The organism is Paenibacillus sp. Soil787 (genome assembly GCF_001429545.1).
Classification (GTDB): Bacteria; Bacillota; Bacilli; order Paenibacillales; family NBRC-103111; genus Paenibacillus_E.
The window spans coordinates 79,804-96,101 of sequence record NZ_LMSP01000022.1 but is presented as its reverse complement, the minus strand read 5'-3'; the positions used below and the strand labels follow the sequence as shown (position 1 = coordinate 96,101).

The following is a 16,298-nucleotide window of genomic DNA, read 5'->3' as shown; positions in this document are numbered from 1 at the left end:
ATCCCCGATTTCTGAAGTTCCTCAATCATTTGACCGATCTTGATCTGCGCTTCAATCGGCGCATTGGCCTTAAACTGCTGTGTGGCCACTTCCAGCTGATCGGTTAAATTTTGGTTGCTCATCGTTCTGAAACCTCCAATGTCGAATGATAGCTTGATTATAATTCTAAATTAAAGCGGAGTTCTGTGAAGTAGATTACAGTTCTCCATATATTTTCAAATACGAACATTAGACTGATCTTGATCTGCGCTTTAATCGGTGAATTGGCCTTAAACTACTGTGTGGCTGCTTTCAGCTGTTTGCCTCTCTTCAGAGAGGAAAAATAGCACAATCGGACATTGTTATATATTGAACTCTAACGAGCAAATCATCATTTATTGACACGACGCGGCTAATAAACGGTGGGAGTCTGTTATTTCTCTTCCCAACACGCGATAATAGATTTCTTCATATTGATCGATCGCTGTATCATTACAGAACGTATGACGGGCTCGGTACAAACAATTTTGAACCATCTGCTCATAATGCTCTGGGTTACTAAGCAGATGAATAACATGTTCAGCCATCTTATCTGTATCTCCTATTTCCGCTAAATAGCCAGTCTCCCCATGGGTAATGAGCTCAGGAGTCCCTCCGGCATTCGAGCCTACTGTAGGCACCCCGCAAGCCATCGCTTCAAGCGCTACGAGACCAAAGCTCTCCTTTTCCGATGGCAGCAGCATGACATCTGCGAGTGAAATTAGTTGTGCAACATCGTCCTGCTTCCCGCAAAACGTCACTTTATCTGTAAGTCCCAGCTCCCTAATTTTCGAAATCGTTTTTGACAAATCCGGACCTTCCCCGACAAAAAGCAGACGGGATGGCACTTTTTTGCTTACTTTTGCAAAGATGTCAACGACGTCCTGTACACGCTTCACCGGTCTAAAGTTCGATATATGAATAAGAATTCTCTCATCAGGCCTTGCGAACTCTCTTCTTAGCTTGGAAATATCTCGAGGATAATAAACGCGCATATCTACAAAATTATATACTAAATCAATATCTCGACTAATATTGAGCGATTCCCTTGTTTCCTTGATCAAATCCTTTGAAACCGCGGTAACCGCATCGCTCTCATTGATTGCATAACGAATTAAATCAGAGATAGAATGATCCTGTCCAAGTACAGTAATAACTGTTCCGTGCAGTGTTGTTACGACTTTCAACTTATTACCAATCATTTGTTTAGCGAGCAGCGCACATACCGCATGTGGAATCGCATAGTGTACATGCAGCAAATCCAGATCTTCCATTTTCACAACTTGTGCCATCTTACTAGCTAGCGAAAGATCATATGCGGGATAGCGGAATACGTAATTTTCGCTTACTTCCACTTCATGATAAAATACATTTTTATGAAACTGATCAAGGCGAAACGCCTCTTATGAGTGATAAAATGCACTTCATGTCCTTTTTCGGCGAGCAGTTTACCCAGTTCTGTCGCTACAACGCCAGATCCCCCTAATGTAGGGTAACAGGTAATCCCAATTTTCAGCTTATCTTTCATTTCTTACCTCCTTCACAGCCATTCGATACGATTCAACCATCAAAGCGCTCATAGGATTACTCGGGCTAACAGCCGAAGCCGGCAGCGAGAGCGAATTGCGCCAGCTGGCCGAGTAAGAGTCCGTGCCGGAAATCAGTGTTTGACGATCGTTCGATCTGCTCCAGAGTCGATACCGTAAAGAGCTTATGAGACAAGATAGCGTCGACGCGTGCATAGATCCAAGGAACGTCGCATGCCTTCGCGCCAAGCACACGAATATTGCCCTTGGAACCGACGGTATACCAACCTCCCAGCAAAAGAAACTGATGAAGGTCAAGTGTAATCGGGTTGCCTCCTAATGTCGCTACTCCTGTGCGTTCTTGAAATTGTGTCGTATGCTGCCTCCTAAGTGGAATATGGTGTATGGGTGTTTTTTCTGACTCTCAGGCCTGCTCGATAGCCGCCTTCAATCGATCTTTCGGTTGCACCCCGACTAGTTGGTTCACGACTTGCCCGTCTTTGAATATTAACAGGGTGGGGATACTCATGACGTTGTACTTGGCCGCGGATTCCGGATTATCGTCCACGTTGACTTTTACGATTTTGGCTTTATCGCCGATCTCGGCGGACAGTTCGTCCAGTACCGGAGTGATCATTTTACAAGGTCCGCACCAAGGCGCCCAGAAATCGACGAGCACAGTGCCCGCTGCGGTCTCATTTTGGAAAGTAGCATCTGTTATCGGTTGAACTGACATGGCATATGCCTCCCTTAGGAATGATTAATTGATTCGTTATGCGAAAATATTAAGCGTAATGCTTGGACAAGAACCGTTCCGCATCCAGCGCGGCCATAAAGCCGCTGCCTGCCGACGTAATGGCTTGGCGGTAAATGCGGTCCTGCACGTCACCGCAGGCGAAAACGCCATGTATGGCGGTTTGGGATGTGCCCGGAATGACTTGCAGGTAACCGAGCTCATCATAATCCCGTCCGGGAACCCCGGGAAGTTATCGACCTCCGTAGTTGTCGTCAATTTGCCGCCGGGTAGAATTCCTTCAATAACAAGTGGAGCAACATTCGCTCTTGCCAGATAGATCGCCGCCGTTAAACCGGTCGACCTGTACCGATAATAATCGCTTTGTAATGCTTAGGAAGGCCTCCTCTTCTGTTTTCATCCATATCACGGAGTATTTAACCTGTTTACTAATAAATTTGAAGCAAACCTTATGGGGAAACTTAATACAAATTTCGTTCATTCCTATTTTATTTTACGACCCAATTCTTTTATTATCTGTAATGCAGATTACAATTGGCTGCGCAAATCGGGAAGATCGGCTGAATCCAAATTGTATCTGTTGCTCTACCGGAGCGGCCGAGGCGTATAGCCGGCTGTACTCTATGGGGAGGATTCTCCGTCAACCCCTCCCCGGATTGACGACGGCGATCTTCAGCACGCCGAGGCGCTGTGTCGCGTTATGGTAACCGGTCATCCAGATCACGGTAAACAGGAACGGGACAAAAAGAGCAAGCGCCAGCACGATCCTCGTAGGTGTGAAACTCAGCAAATGTTGAATAACTTGTTTCATGTCCGATCTCCCATTCAAGGTGTTGATCCGGCCGTTCGAATGGCCTTCTCCCATCGCACGGCAATTAAACCGCCCCCTCATCCGTCAGGATTGCAAGGCCTGCGAACCCGCCTTGGATGAAAGACTTTCCGCCTGAGCTTGCGTTCCGTTTCTGGCGGCATAGTACCGGGCAAACCTTACGGAATAACACAACATGTAGAGAACCACCAGGGAAGCGAGAACATTCAGGACGATCAGAGACACGTACAAGTCAAATAAGTAGCTTAGGAGACCGACTCCCACGATGGGAACAATAAATCCGATGTAACCCGCAAAGTAGAAAGTCGTGATCACCTTCGGCCGCTCCGATGCATTCGGAAGCTCGCCGGCCAATCGCAGGCTGATCTGGAACGTCCAACCGCTGCCCAGCGCCTGAACGAGCACACCGATCCACATTAGGCTTATGCTTTCCGACGTCCCGGAGAGAACGACAAGCCAGGCACCACAAGCTAATAAAGCGATACCGCACCGAAGGCGTACGACCGGCTGTTTGAACCAAGGCAGCATTTGCATCATCGTGCCGCCTCCCATAAGCAGCAGAATCAGGAGACCGGACACGGCAAGGTTGGAAGTGTGAATCACGTTTTTCACGAACGAAGGAATCAAGGAGAGAACGGTTCCGTTCAAGGTAAACAGCGTGAAAACGGGCAGCGCACTGAACGACCAGAAATGAGGCTTAATGTCAGTAGACACCCCAAGCGATATCGATGCCGACGCCGCTCGACGGCGTTCCTTCCGGGCTTGAAAATCCTCGTCCTGCAACTTTTCCAGGCCGACCCAAGCGCTCAGCAACAGAATGGTCAAAAGCCAAAACGGCGCGCGCAGCGGCATCAGATGCAGATACTGGATGATCAAACCGGCCAAGGCAGGTCCTAGACCGAAACCAAATGAAACAGCCATACCCGATAACAGAATCGTTTTGCCCGCTTTCTCTTCGGACGTTTGCTTCAGCAAAAACCCGACTGCGGTGCCCGTAAAGCTTCCATAAGCGATTCCTTCCAGTATTCTCGCCCCGTAAACGAGCCAGGCCTGCTGGCTTGCCATAAAGAGAAGGGTGGCCAGGATCGACAACAGGATGCTGATGCGAAGAACCCGCTTCAGCCCCCAACCGCTTCCTCTGGAGCCGACAATGAGCAAAGAGGGCAATAGGAAGACCGCATACACAGCGAATAAAATGGTGATTTGCAGACTGCTTAATCGGTACTGCTCCTGAAATAGCGGAAATAAAGGCGAAGTAAAGGAAGTTCCGGTGGACATCATGAAGATGACCCATAACATTTTTTTCATAGAGAACGACCTCCCTTTTATTGGATCGATGATTTTATTGCTCTGTTTTTACTGAGGACCGGATGGCATTCGCCGTACCGGTCCTCTATCATTACTTTGCCCAATAAGGGGCAATCTCTCCGGAGTAAATCACGGCCATTACGCGGTCGATAACCGTCCGCGTCTGCCTCAAAAACTGCTGTGTGGCCGCTTCCAGCTGTTCGGTTAAATTTTAGTTGCTCATCGTTCTGAAACCTCCAATATCGAATGATAGCTTGATTATAATTATAAAAAAATTGGAGTTATGTAATGTAGTTTACAATTCTCCATTTTATATTTTTAGAAGTTGTGTAAAACGGTAGATAAAGTAGATTACTGACAATAATTCGACCGGTTGACTCGTCTAATTTCCAACTGTCATTATGATATCGCTACGATCAAATCTGCTTTAATCCTCAAGACGCCAAAATCGCCGTGGAAGCGTTTGGCGACCGCGTTAAGCGATATATTTTAACCTCGAGCATTCCTCGAAACTCTACACATTGATATGCAAAGACTACCGGATTTCCGGTGGTCTTTGCTTTTACTTTAAGGACATATGTTGTAAATTGCCATTATGTACGTATGTATTATTTACGCTGGCAGTAACATCTAATTTTTAAATAGCTGATTGTCGGAGGATAAGAACATATATCGATAAAAGACAAGAACTTATATCTTTTCGGGCCCCTATCCTAAAAAACTTCACCCTCCAAGTTGTTAGAATGTGTCTAACAACTTGGAGGGTGTGGGGTGTGGCCCTACGTTTTTATCGTAAGGGCGACCTGTTTACGTATTTTGCTGGATTTCCGTTGAAAAACATGAAGCAAAAGGAAGGAACAACCAACCATGAGCTGCTGGCTGCTCCTCCCCTTCCATTTTTATTGAATATAAATATTACCACTCTCAATGCCGGCCCTATCTCGAATCGAAACGTACAATGCTCCTTGGCCGTCGACTCCTGCATAGAACACTTCCTCGATGCTCTGAATTCCTTGCTCACGGAGCTTCTTTTGAAGCCACTTATCGTCATATCCGGCATGGCGGAGGTTTTCAGTAATGATGTTACCGTCCTTGATCACATCATTCATCATCCCCTTCTCCGGAGGCTTACGATTCAGATCGCCCAGAGTGAGTGGCATCTTGTCGGATTTAGGCAGGACGGATAGCTGTCCATCGGTCTCAAGTATGGCACAGTAGACATCGCCTGGATGAAATACATTTTTTTGGCGAAGAATTGTTAGCAGCTCATCAAGGGTCAACCTTGCTTTGCGCAGCTGTTGGGAATCGATTTGCCCCTTGTATATGACCATTTTGGGCTTGGAATTTACGAAACCACGGAAACCAGGGGACTTCTGGATGAAGTAATCCAGCGTTAAGGTAAGAACGGTGAAAATGCCGAGTGCGACGGCTGCCTTTTTCCACTCATTCGTTGGAATCGCTACTAGGGTAGTCAGTGCACCAATCGTAATGGCCGAAGCGAAATCAAAGAAATTGAACTGCGATAATACCTTGCGACCAAGGAATCGGCAAATCAGATGCAGATAAAGATAAGCACCAACCGCCGATACGGCCGTCCACCACCATTCGATGTTCCTCACCTCTTTGATATTTGCTTATTATGTCCAGCAATTATTGTAATCTGAATGTTCCAGATTATTCGTGTAGGTCAGCGATCAGCTTCTTAACCTCATCGTGTTTTTCGGGGCAATTGGAGCTTTCACCCCTTTTGTAATTTACCCACTTGGATAGAAATGTATGTAACAGAAAACAGTGTTCAGTTACGTTCTACTGCCCGTCCCTCGGTTTTAACGGTCTATCTGACATATACCACTAATTCGCATGATTTCGTCGCGTCTGAGCCCTTATCGGGCATTAACTCGGTCCTCCGTGGCTATGAATATTTCAGGATCAACTTTGATTTCCCTCACTAAAACAAACCCAGCCAGCTTCCCGGATACCATAACAAAGAAGGGATGTCGCCCTTCTACTGTCCAGTAGTGGTCTAAATATTTATAATCGGAAAGAACATGTTCATTAACATCATTATCACGCTCTTCCTTATTATTTTCTGTTCAAATGAAACCCTAAGAAGTTCTACATTACCGCCTCCGTTTCATTCTTGTACTAAAATGTTTTTTCATCATAGTTAGCACCATAAAAAGGGAGTTGCCGCACCCACAGCAACCCCCATTCTTAAACTCAAGTACCTGTTAGTGAAACATGTCCCCTGATGCTGAGAAATATCATCTTAAGTTTATCGCCACTCAACAATCTCATCGAGATGTTGTCTTGTTTGTGGACGTTTGGGATCCTTTTGGCGATATCCGAAAGCGACCATACAGGCTACACCGAAATCGTCGCCGTTAATGATACCCTCATTTTGTAAAATAACGGTCACCTGCTTTTTATCAAAACCTTCTATCGGACAGGAATCAATACCGATTTGAGCCGCGGCTGTCATCATGTTTCCCAATGCTATATAGGTTTGTCTGATTGACCATTCAAAAATGAGACGGTCNGTTTTTCGGATCCCATGCATGATTCTTATTCCGGAACGAGAAAATCCGCTCTTTCGCACCTTAAAAGTTCTAATGGTGCTTTCACAACTCTGATTAAAACGAATAGTTCAACTCCCGTTACCCGCGTAAAGATAGCAGAGATTATGGTTCAAACAGAGAAGGTGAAATAGCGGTTACCTGCTTTTTATCAAAACCTTCGATCGGACAGGAATCAATACCGATTTGAGCCGCGGCTGTCATCATGTTTCCCAATGCTATATAGGTTTGTCTGATTGACCATTCAAAAATGAGACGGTCATTATCTTCGAGTTCTGTTTCGACGAAGAATTTGTAGAAATCGTACCAATCTTGCACAACTTCTTCAGGCATATGATGAATGTCTTTCCACATTTTGTTCACGTGAACCGAGTCAGGCCGTAAGCCTTTTTCTCTTCTGGCCAATATAACTACAAAATGGCTGGCAGTGGGCAGTTGTCCCGTGGCACCGCCAGATACAGGTTTTAATTTTTCGCGAAGAGCTGCATTCTGGATCACGACAAACTTCCACGGCTCGAAGCCAAATGAACTTGGAGACAATCTTCCAGTCTCCAAAATAAAGTGAAAATCTTCATCCGAAATCTTTTTGTTGGTATTCCACGGCTCGAAGCCAAATGAACTTGGAGACAATCTTCCAGTCTCCAAAATAAAGTGAAAATCTTCATCCGAAATCTTTTTGTTGGTATCAAATGCCTTGCAAGCACGTCTCAACTGGTAAGCTTTTAAAATTTCTTGTTTTTTACTCTCCGTTCCTATCATGTTAAATCAACCTTCCTTCTATTTACTCAATTTGATGTGTCATTTCTTCAAAAATGCTTATTTGCGATAAATACCATAGCTTGTTCATCAGAATTATCAATCCTCCTAATGACTTTACGACTTATACGAGAAAGTGATTTGACTACACAACTTCCACAAGTCGTTACTTTGCATATGACAGTCTCTTTGTTTAATAACATAATATCCCATTTTATTTAAATAAGGATATCCGCGCTAGCTTCGGCCAATTCCCGAAAACTCAGATAGTTGTAGCCTGAAGGCTTTAAAATTGGTTGCCTTTTCGTCTATATAATTGAGCTCTCGTTCTTACGTTAGCGTAATCATGTACAATTAATTGATGTGTCCCGATGCCCTGGAGTCCGAACCACTTACATTTCGGGACTAATCCTTTCAGAATAATAATTCCTCGTAATTTCATGATTCCAAATCTGTGCTTCGATATATGGTATTGTGCCTTCCGGGTGCATTGATTCTATAACATCCACATCTATTAACTCATATGTAATTATTGACCTTATTTCTGTCAATGTGAAGACTTGCCCATGATAGCTGGGGTGATAAAATGCTTTTGGTTTATCTCTTCCTATCCAGAATGAAACCATACTGTCTGGAAATGTGAAACTTATATCATTCTCATTAAATATTGAAAGAGGAATTTGGAGCATATCGACGGCTATACCAGTAGATAATGAATATTTCTCTATCCAAGTTGCGGAGCCAAGTACCGAATACAACGGATATTCATCTTTTGGCTTACCACCTTTCTGGATGAATCCAGCTCTCAACCAGGCTTCTGTTTCTACTCGGCCTTTCCAATATTGAAGTGGATCCTTAAATCTATCAAAAAATGGAGTGTCGTCACACAAATCCTCCATTACTTTTAGAGCTTCAGGCTTTGATAGTCAGATAAACTTCTAAAGGGCACAGTATTATAGCAGTGTGTTATGTAATCAATCATCATCGCAATTGTCCTCCTATAAAGGTTTACTGTCTTAATTAAGCAATCATGCCTGTTTAACTGAGCACGTTTCCACACATTTTCCAAGCATACTGGAACCCCTTTATGTCATGACAATTTACACTTTGACTACATAACACTGGAAATATTCATGTGATAATATTTGAATTAACGAACTGTACAGGAGATTAAAACGTCTTACACCCAATCGAACTCACTTGTAACGCATTCTTCTTATTATTTCATCCAATAGTAAGGATCTTTCCGCTTCAGAAGTGGCATCCGAAGAAAGCTTCCGCGCTGCAACAGGAGCGATCCAAGGCTCGATTTCTGCGTACCCGATGCCAGATAGTCGTTCGTACTCCTCTAAAAATATACGGATGGTTGAGTCCCTGATTGTGTCTAAAAAGGCATTCAGTTCAGCAGGCAGATACGGGGGTATGACCGCATACTGAATCAGTATGACGTATTCTGCCAAATCCGCTTCCGGGTTCCCGGTAGAAGCATCATTCCAGTCGATGAAGAGGGCTTCATGATCTCGCAGCAAGATGTTCCCGGGGTTCGGATCTCCATGACAAAGCCGCTGCTTTACGGGCAGTTGATCCAAATAGGCGATCAGTGCTTCTATTTCTGGTTTAGTCAGAGATGGTGCTCGGCCAATATCATTTCTGATTCTTGTCCGCTGGCTTGATAAACTCGCGAATTTGTATGGATTTGATACAAAAGCCGAGCCGTGATTCTCGCGTCTAAATGATCTTCCAACAAATCCAGCCCGTTCACTCGTTTATTCGGCCCTATCGTCTTGTTTATAAAACGGTTTAAGATTGACTCGCCATAAATCCGTTCAAAAACAACGCCCGGTCTCCCTTCTACAGTAATCAGGCCGAACGGCTCGGGCACAGGCAGCCAGCACTCCCAAGCACATCGACAATGCATCAATTCTCTTTGTAAGGCAGCGGAGCTTGTGTTAGGCTTTGCCAATTTGACAATTTTGCTGCCGCCTTCCCATTCGAATACTTCCGCACATGCGCCTTCTCCCAACTTTCGTCCTACCGCATTCGTCATGCAAGCCCCCCCTTAAGTCATAATAGCCCTTCTTTTCTCGTAAGCATTTTGTACATTTCTTCTAGCATCTCCGTGGCCTCATCAATATCCAAGTCGATTGTATTTGTGTTAATCCTAGTCCCAATCCCTAACCAATACGTAACCAACTTAAAAAAGACGGTTTTGGCCTTGCTCTCTTCAAGCTTACTTAGCCGATTATCGATCTGTAAAAAAGCAGCAAATAACTCCTCGCTAAGTTTGTCTGTGTTCCGCTCTAAAAATTGTCTTCTGTAATCAGAAAGATATAGAGCTTTGAACAAACCCTTTTTTCTTGAGCGAACAAAAGGCACCCTATGGCCAAATTCATGGCAGCTGAGTTCTTTTCGTTGCAATACTGATTCATTCTGGCTAGAGCAAAATCAATGGCACGGTTATACACATCGTCTTTTACCTCGTCCATGCTTGCATACATACTGTATATTGGCTGGGTGGAACATTTTAGCCTTTGGGCAATGCTTCTGGCTGACAATACTTCAACTCCCTACCCCTTGCGATTTCAAATGCGGCATTTAACAACTGTGTGCCAATTCCACCAAAATATTCTGCCTCAACATAAGCAGTTCTACTGACCTTGGAAATTTCCAAGCAGAATATACCGATTAAATCAGTCAAATATTCATAATTCTTAAAGGAACTTCCTTGGTTCATCTTTATTTCATCGTATAGTTCATCTGTAATTGGTATGGTTATTAAGTCTTTGTATAATTGAATCACGCAGAGATTCCTAAACCTATTTCTAATACAATCTAAAGACTCAATAATAGCCCATGATTTACCTCACTAAAATATAATATCCGCACTTGAATTATTCGCGAAGTGATCACTCTATCCTGCCCACCTGTTGAACAAATCTGCCCGTTACTTCAACAGGCTGCCGATTATGCCGGCAGCCTGTTGTTATTGTGCTCTCGTTCTTCGTCCCAATGTTTGATCCGTTTATCGGAGTGAATTTATTACGGTTCTTTTCAGTTTCTTATCTAACATGGATTTTATGTCTCTAACCAGTTGTACGGATGCCTCTATTTCTATTTTCCTTGTTGAGACACTTTCAACACTACATCCAACAGGGATACCTTTTTCCAGTGCAAAATCTAATATATCTTCGAAAATTGTTTGAGACAATCTTATTGATTTTTCCAGTACATCATTAGAGTATTTTAAGTCATTTTCTAACCATGTTGGTATACTTATCCCTAACCATTTCATGAATTCCAAAGTTTTTTCAGAGCCACAGGGTGCAAGATTGAATAAAATGGGTACCATTTCCACGTTATTTGTACAGTAATAAAAGTAATCCGATAAGAAATTTTTCGATGCCTCTACATTATATGTTGCCTGTGAAACGAAAAAGGCACATCCGTTTTTGATCTTGTTTCTAACTCGTATGTGCTCATCATTCTTTTTCATATGTCTTTCAGGTATGACAACTCCCCCAAAAGTTAATTTGCTGTTTAATCTCTTACTTAATTTAGAAGCCTCTGAAAGATCTAAGTTAACCACCTGCTTACATGAAGAAGCACCTACGTATACGGAATATCTTTCTCGTTCTGCGTCAGCCTTTACCCAATTTACGAACTGTTCTTCGCTATATTTACCCACGCAACGATAAATAATTTTAGGAACTCTCAATTGGTTTAAATATTCATCACTATACGAAGCAGGGTCAATAGTTGGCAAGTACGGAAAGTCTTTGTTGTTCAACTCGTTCAGCTTCTTCCTGAACATCATAAAGAATTAATGCATCTATTTCGAGATCATTTATTCTTTCAACTTGCTTCTGTGAAATCTCTGCTATCTTTTCTGGGGTATTAGTTACCTTAGGCGGCGTCATACCATATGTTAAAATACCAGCCTCTTTACCCAATATTTTTTCTTTTAACATATACTCTTAACCTCCAGAACTTCAGTACTACACCTAACCTAGGCGGTTATGACAGCAACTACCTGTTTATCGTATATTAATGATAACATTGCCGATCGGCTAACAGGTAACTTCTAATTCCTATATCCTGCTATAGCCTGGAGCTATAACTAAGGAAAGGAGTCAGTTTGCATGCATTAAACGGATCTATTGCGTGATCGCCCGCATAGATGCCTCGACAGATTAGGACCTCTACTTCGGCTACGGCACTTTGAAGTTACCGAGTGGAATTAAGCCACTTAGATTGTGCGACTGTGAGGCGCACGAACAAAAGGCTGCCGTTCATGCCGGCAGCCTTGTTCTGGGTTGAATTCAACTATCGTTTCCGTTGAAAGGTTCAATCGATATCATCAATCTTTTCGCCTTCTTCATCCACCTGATATGTACCTCCTCCAAAAAACCAACCCTTACTTTCAACAAACTCAATAAAAGCATTCAAAAACTCGTTAGGTCTCAAATCGCCTTCGTTTGCATAAATACTGCCTTCTATTTGAACTCCAAAAGGGCTTTTCATCGAATGTCTCCTCTTCACTGCGATTATGCTAAAGTTCCCAGTTAGTTAAATCGATACAAAATATTTTCACTTCATATCAGTTTCTTGATATGGGGCTTCTCTTTATCTAAGGTTGATCGGTTACGATAATGGAACAATGGGAGAAGGTGAACTGTCATATTTACACAATATGCATTTTTGATCGATCTGGTAGTAATACTGCCAGCTAGGCATCCGATATTCGATTTTAGTAATGAACTTGGTGTTTGGCAGATATGTAATTCGATATATACATTCTTCATACAGTGGAATTTGGTTTTTCAACGTTGCATGTAAACCGTTCACTTCCAAATCCACAAAAATTTTACCATATCGGCTCTGTCTGGTACTAACAGTTAAAGGCGAGCCTTCAGTAATCATCGGCTTCCCTGTTAAATAAACACGCAAATCTCTTACATGGTAAAGGAATATTCCTAAAAATAGGAGACCTAGTATAGGGAAAATATAAATCCTATAATTTTTTAATGATGAGGGATTCATCTTAAATGCTACAAGCATAATTAGCATACTCGATATAAAAACGATAAGTGAGGATATCAGAATTAGTACATAGTCTCCACTGGACCATGCCAAAATTGTAAAGAAAACGGATATGAATAAAGTTCCTAATACAGCTAAAACCAATATAAGCCTGACGTATTTATTCAAGTAACATCCAACCTTTGTGAAAATTTTAATAACATAAAGGGACAAAATCGAAATTGTTGCATAACAGCCCCCCCTTGGTCACTAATAATAGTAGCGACTTATTATCAAGTTTTCACTTTATCCTTATTAACAAATCATTCCTTATTAAACAATTCTGCCAGTTACTTCAACGGACAACAGCAGCCGATCGTGTACCGGCTGCCGTCATGTCGTGATTCAATTAACGTTTCCGTTAGCGTAACAGTTACCGATTTATTACTTGAGCTGCTCGCTCAATCCGACGATGATACCTTCGGGACCGCGGATGTAGGCGAGTCGATTCGTGTCCCCGTATTGCACCACTTCGCCGACCAGTTCGGCGCCATGGGCAAGCAGGCGCGCGACCACGTCATCGATGTCATCGACGGCGAACATGATGCGGCGGATCCCGAGTTCGTTCACCGGAGCCTTCTCCGGCCCAGTTCTAATCGCATCCGGCGTGTGGAACTTGTCCAGCTCGATCCGTCCGTGGCCGTCCGGAGTGCGCATAAACACGAGGGTAGCATGGACGTTCTGAAGGCCTATGAGACGATCTACGGAGGAGCCCTCGACGGTCGTTTCGCCCTCCAACTCGAATCCGAGTTGGAGAAAGAAGGCTTTAACGGCTTCGAGGTCGTCAACGACGATAAGGACGTTGTCCATTCGTAGTAATTTATTTTTTGTCATAGTTTTATCTCCTTATGAATTAAAAGTCATCATCTCTATTTAAAGCTGTCCTCAATTAAGTTTATGTCTAAGCGTCTCTGTCATAAAGTTATTCAGTTGCTGCAGGGTCTTATTCAACTATCGTTTCCGTTAGCTCAATGTTTCTTGTATTAGTTCTATAATTTCACCTACACATTTCTATATCCTTATTTAAACAATCAAGGGTTTTATCACTGTACTTACTGTATAGAGGATATCTTTCCTCGTAAACGTCCTTAAGACTATTGCCTTTCTTTATAACAATGCCTCTGATTGTTACGTTTATTAGTCTCTTCTTAATCTCTTCATATGGGACATGTAAATAAATGACCTGACCATCCTGTTTAAGGACATTCATGGCCTTTTCTGAATAAATAACGCTTCCACCTGTAGATATAATGCAATTTTTTAGTTGCAATTCAGACACAGTTTTTTCTTCGATCTGCATAAATTTTTCGAAACCATCATTATCAATTATCTCTTGTAACAACCTACCCTCATGTTGCTGAATGACAATATCCGTATCCACGTAATCCATTCCTAAGGCTTTTGCAAGCAACACGCCTAAAGTGCTTTTACCAGCACCAGACATACCTACAAGAACTATATTCATTTTCTTCCTCACTTTTTTAATTATTATTGGTTTCGTTAAACCATTCGGTATTCCCCATAAATATCCTTCACAAGATAGCGTTAACTCCCCTTACTTTAACGAAAAAAGCAGCCGATCGTGATTGCCGGCTGCTGCGTGTCTTGATTCAGCTATCGTTCTCCGTTTAGCGGTATGAAACATGTGTGTGAAGCTCTATTCGTTAGGGTTCTTAAATGGAAAGACCTCATACATACCTGCTAGCATCCTTCCAGTTAGCTTAGCATTAATTTTATTTCCTTCTTTTGAAATTACTTGTTCTAACAGAACCCATCTTGGGAGATCTTCCCCTTCATTTTCTAAATCATAATCCGCACCTGCAGGGTCATCTAATCTATATAATACGCTATTCAAACTCATTCGCGAAATCCAATATGCCAAAATTCCTATAGCTTCTGTCTTTACACCAGCACTAATCATTTCTTCAAGTACGCCTGATATTTTGCTATTCCTTCTAGTCAATTCGCTATTGACCCAAATATCATGGCTCTCTAAATAATTGTCTAATGATTTTTGTAGTGGTCTTAGAAATCGAAGCATTGCAAGTGTAGCATACTTATTATCCGATATTTCTTTGTCAGACCAATACTCTGCGTTATCAATGCCCATTTTTTTCATACACTCGATTAACTCTTTTGTATTATCCATTTGTAATAGCCCCTCCTGATATTCAATGCACTAATTAATTAATTTCCATAACCGAGTAGGAATCCCCTCTAAATATACTGCCCATTAGTTCAACAGGCTGCCGATTGCCGGCAGCCTGTAGTTGCTAGTTCACCGTTTAGCTTAATACCCCCAACCCACTTTTTAGTCATTTTTGAATGATAAATGGGAAGAATAACCTCAAAACTTTCCATGGAGGGCTAATGTTAAAATTCATCTTTGCCGCCTGTATACTGTTATTCAGTCAACCTACCACTGTATCGACAATACCAAACGAAGACGAAGCTGTATGTAATGCAGTTATCGCAAGACTACTAAGTCCGCAATTATGGAAAGATACTGGTGCATCCGCCGACTTACGCACCCTTTATTGGTACGCAAGTAACGTGTGAAGCAGCTTCAACGAACAAAACAACTTACTCCATAACCGTTGTAGAAAAACGATAGCCTGTCGCGTGTATTCATAGTAGTAGCCTCGGCTCATCACGTCAGCAATGACAAGCGCATCCTTCGGGTCACTTTTGGAGGGGGAATTATCCCGGTTCTCTTTGTTTCGTTTGGTGGTGGCCGGATTCACCATGACAACACTCTTGCCCTTGCCCGTAAGCCAATTGGCCAAGTTATATCCATAGTGTCCGGTTGGCTCCATGCCGATTATGAGTCCCTTTAAGCGGTGTTTCTGCCTAATTTCGTCAATCAATCGTTCTAACTTTTCGAATCCTTCAATTGTATTTGAGAATGTAAGGTGTCACTTACTAAGTACGATGCCGTGAAAATTAGTTGCTTGTGCTACATGAGTCTCCTTGGCGATATCTATACCCACAACAAGGTGAGATGTAGAAATTCGTTCAATGCGTTGATTTTGTCTTAACGAAGGCCACTCCCCTTTTTTTGCTTATCACCAACGGATTGTGCCGCAATCGTTATGTTGAAAACACTAGAAGTAGGATCGAAATCAGTACTACGAGAATTCATCTCAAAGTTTAGACACGAAGGCGTATCTTTTGTCAGATATAAGTGATCATGTCAATTTTTTTTAATAAGTGGTCAAAATAATTGGATAACTGGCATTAAATTTTCAAGTATACTAAACATATTCCCCCGTATTAATAAAGATTAATTCAAAGAGGAGGTACTGTAATGATGAGAAAAAGCAAAGCAAAACTGTTTCCGTGTTTGTTGTTAGCTCCAACAGAAATAGTTTCAATCGCATAAAATGAAACCGCTTACACATCGACGGCGATGATGATTGAGGATAATGCGAGCCGCAAGGCATTGGGATGCC

General features: G+C 42.5%; 16 protein-coding genes and 4 pseudogenes. All 20 read right to left on the bottom strand.

Annotation, left to right across the window (positions count from 1 at the left end; all coding sequences use genetic code 11):
• Nucleotides 1–374: 374 nt before the first annotated feature.
• Nucleotides 375–1,546 (bottom strand): annotated as a pseudogene (gene bshA, locus ASG93_RS19555) (N-acetyl-alpha-D-glucosaminyl L-malate synthase BshA).
• Nucleotides 1,547–1,968: 422 nt separating this feature from the next.
• Entirely contained in the window at nt 1,969–2,280 is a 312-nt protein-coding gene (gene trxA, locus ASG93_RS19545; protein WP_056834381.1) for a thioredoxin, read from the bottom strand.
• Between the two features lie 222 nt (nt 2,281–2,502).
• Nucleotides 2,503–2,702: pseudogene (locus ASG93_RS34330) on the bottom strand (NAD(P)/FAD-dependent oxidoreductase); the annotation flags it as partial.
• A 236-nt stretch (nt 2,703–2,938) separates the two neighbouring features.
• A complete protein-coding gene (locus ASG93_RS19535; RefSeq protein WP_156410975.1) occupies nt 2,939–3,109 on the bottom strand; it encodes a hypothetical protein in 171 nt (56 codons plus the stop codon).
• 84 nt (nt 3,110–3,193) lie between these two features.
• A complete protein-coding gene (locus ASG93_RS19530) occupies nt 3,194–4,435 on the bottom strand; it encodes an MFS transporter (RefSeq protein WP_063891911.1) in 1,242 nt (413 codons plus the stop codon).
• 899 nt (nt 4,436–5,334) lie between these two features.
• Nucleotides 5,335–6,054, bottom strand: a complete 720-nt coding sequence (locus ASG93_RS19525) for a DUF421 domain-containing protein (protein WP_056834375.1) — start codon at nt 6,052–6,054, stop codon at nt 5,335–5,337.
• A 656-nt stretch (nt 6,055–6,710) separates the two neighbouring features.
• Nucleotides 6,711–6,974, bottom strand: a pseudogene (locus ASG93_RS19520) (nitroreductase family protein); the annotation flags it as partial.
• Nucleotides 6,975–7,116: 142 nt separating this feature from the next.
• A complete protein-coding gene (locus ASG93_RS19515) occupies nt 7,117–7,770 on the bottom strand; it encodes an NAD(P)H-dependent oxidoreductase (RefSeq protein WP_082614979.1) in 654 nt (217 codons plus the stop codon).
• 389 nt (nt 7,771–8,159) lie between these two features.
• Nucleotides 8,160–8,666 (bottom strand): hypothetical protein, encoded by a 507-nt coding sequence (locus ASG93_RS19510; protein WP_235550900.1) that lies wholly within the window; start codon nt 8,664–8,666, stop codon nt 8,160–8,162.
• A gap of 297 nt (nt 8,667–8,963) precedes the next feature.
• Nucleotides 8,964–9,377, bottom strand: coding sequence for a phosphotransferase family protein (locus tag ASG93_RS36460; protein WP_414858878.1), 414 nt, complete (start codon nt 9,375–9,377; stop codon nt 8,964–8,966).
• An 11-nt stretch (nt 9,378–9,388) separates the two neighbouring features.
• A complete protein-coding gene (locus ASG93_RS36455) occupies nt 9,389–9,814 on the bottom strand; it encodes a hypothetical protein (RefSeq protein ID WP_235550898.1) in 426 nt (141 codons plus the stop codon).
• Between the two features lie 17 nt (nt 9,815–9,831).
• Nucleotides 9,832–10,113 carry a hypothetical protein gene (locus ASG93_RS19500; protein WP_056834374.1) on the bottom strand — a complete coding sequence of 94 codons (282 nt, stop codon included), beginning with the start codon at nt 10,111–10,113 and terminating at the stop codon, nt 9,832–9,834.
• 178 nt (nt 10,114–10,291) lie between these two features.
• Nucleotides 10,292–10,567: a hypothetical protein gene (locus tag ASG93_RS19495; protein WP_056834372.1), complete on the bottom strand. Its 276-nt coding sequence runs from the start codon at nt 10,565–10,567 to the stop codon at nt 10,292–10,294.
• Nucleotides 10,568–10,789: 222 nt separating this feature from the next.
• On the bottom strand, nt 10,790–11,554 hold the full coding sequence (locus tag ASG93_RS19490) for a methylenetetrahydrofolate reductase (protein WP_235550897.1): 765 nt from the start codon (nt 11,552–11,554) through the stop codon (nt 10,790–10,792).
• Nucleotides 11,517–11,735 carry a hypothetical protein gene (locus ASG93_RS36450; protein WP_235550896.1) on the bottom strand — a complete coding sequence of 73 codons (219 nt, stop codon included), beginning with the start codon at nt 11,733–11,735 and terminating at the stop codon, nt 11,517–11,519. The genes ASG93_RS19490 and ASG93_RS36450 overlap by 38 nt, the downstream gene beginning before the upstream one ends.
• 376 nt (nt 11,736–12,111) lie before the next feature.
• Complete coding sequence (locus ASG93_RS35935; protein ID WP_200984500.1) at nt 12,112–12,288, bottom strand: hypothetical protein; 177 nt, start codon at nt 12,286–12,288, stop codon at nt 12,112–12,114.
• A 942-nt stretch (nt 12,289–13,230) separates the two neighbouring features.
• On the bottom strand, nt 13,231–13,680 hold the full coding sequence (locus ASG93_RS19480) for a VOC family protein (protein ID WP_056834367.1): 450 nt from the start codon (nt 13,678–13,680) through the stop codon (nt 13,231–13,233).
• 163 nt (nt 13,681–13,843) lie between these two features.
• Complete coding sequence (locus tag ASG93_RS19475; protein ID WP_056834365.1) at nt 13,844–14,311, bottom strand: shikimate kinase; 468 nt, start codon at nt 14,309–14,311, stop codon at nt 13,844–13,846.
• 192 nt (nt 14,312–14,503) lie between these two features.
• The gene (locus ASG93_RS19470; protein WP_056834362.1) at nt 14,504–14,995 is read right to left on the bottom strand and encodes a hypothetical protein; all 492 of its coding nucleotides are present in this window, start codon (nt 14,993–14,995) and stop codon (nt 14,504–14,506) included.
• A 442-nt stretch (nt 14,996–15,437) separates the two neighbouring features.
• Nucleotides 15,438–15,866: pseudogene (locus ASG93_RS34325) on the bottom strand (IS110 family transposase); the annotation flags it as partial.
• Between the last annotated feature and the right edge of the window lie 432 nt (nt 15,867–16,298).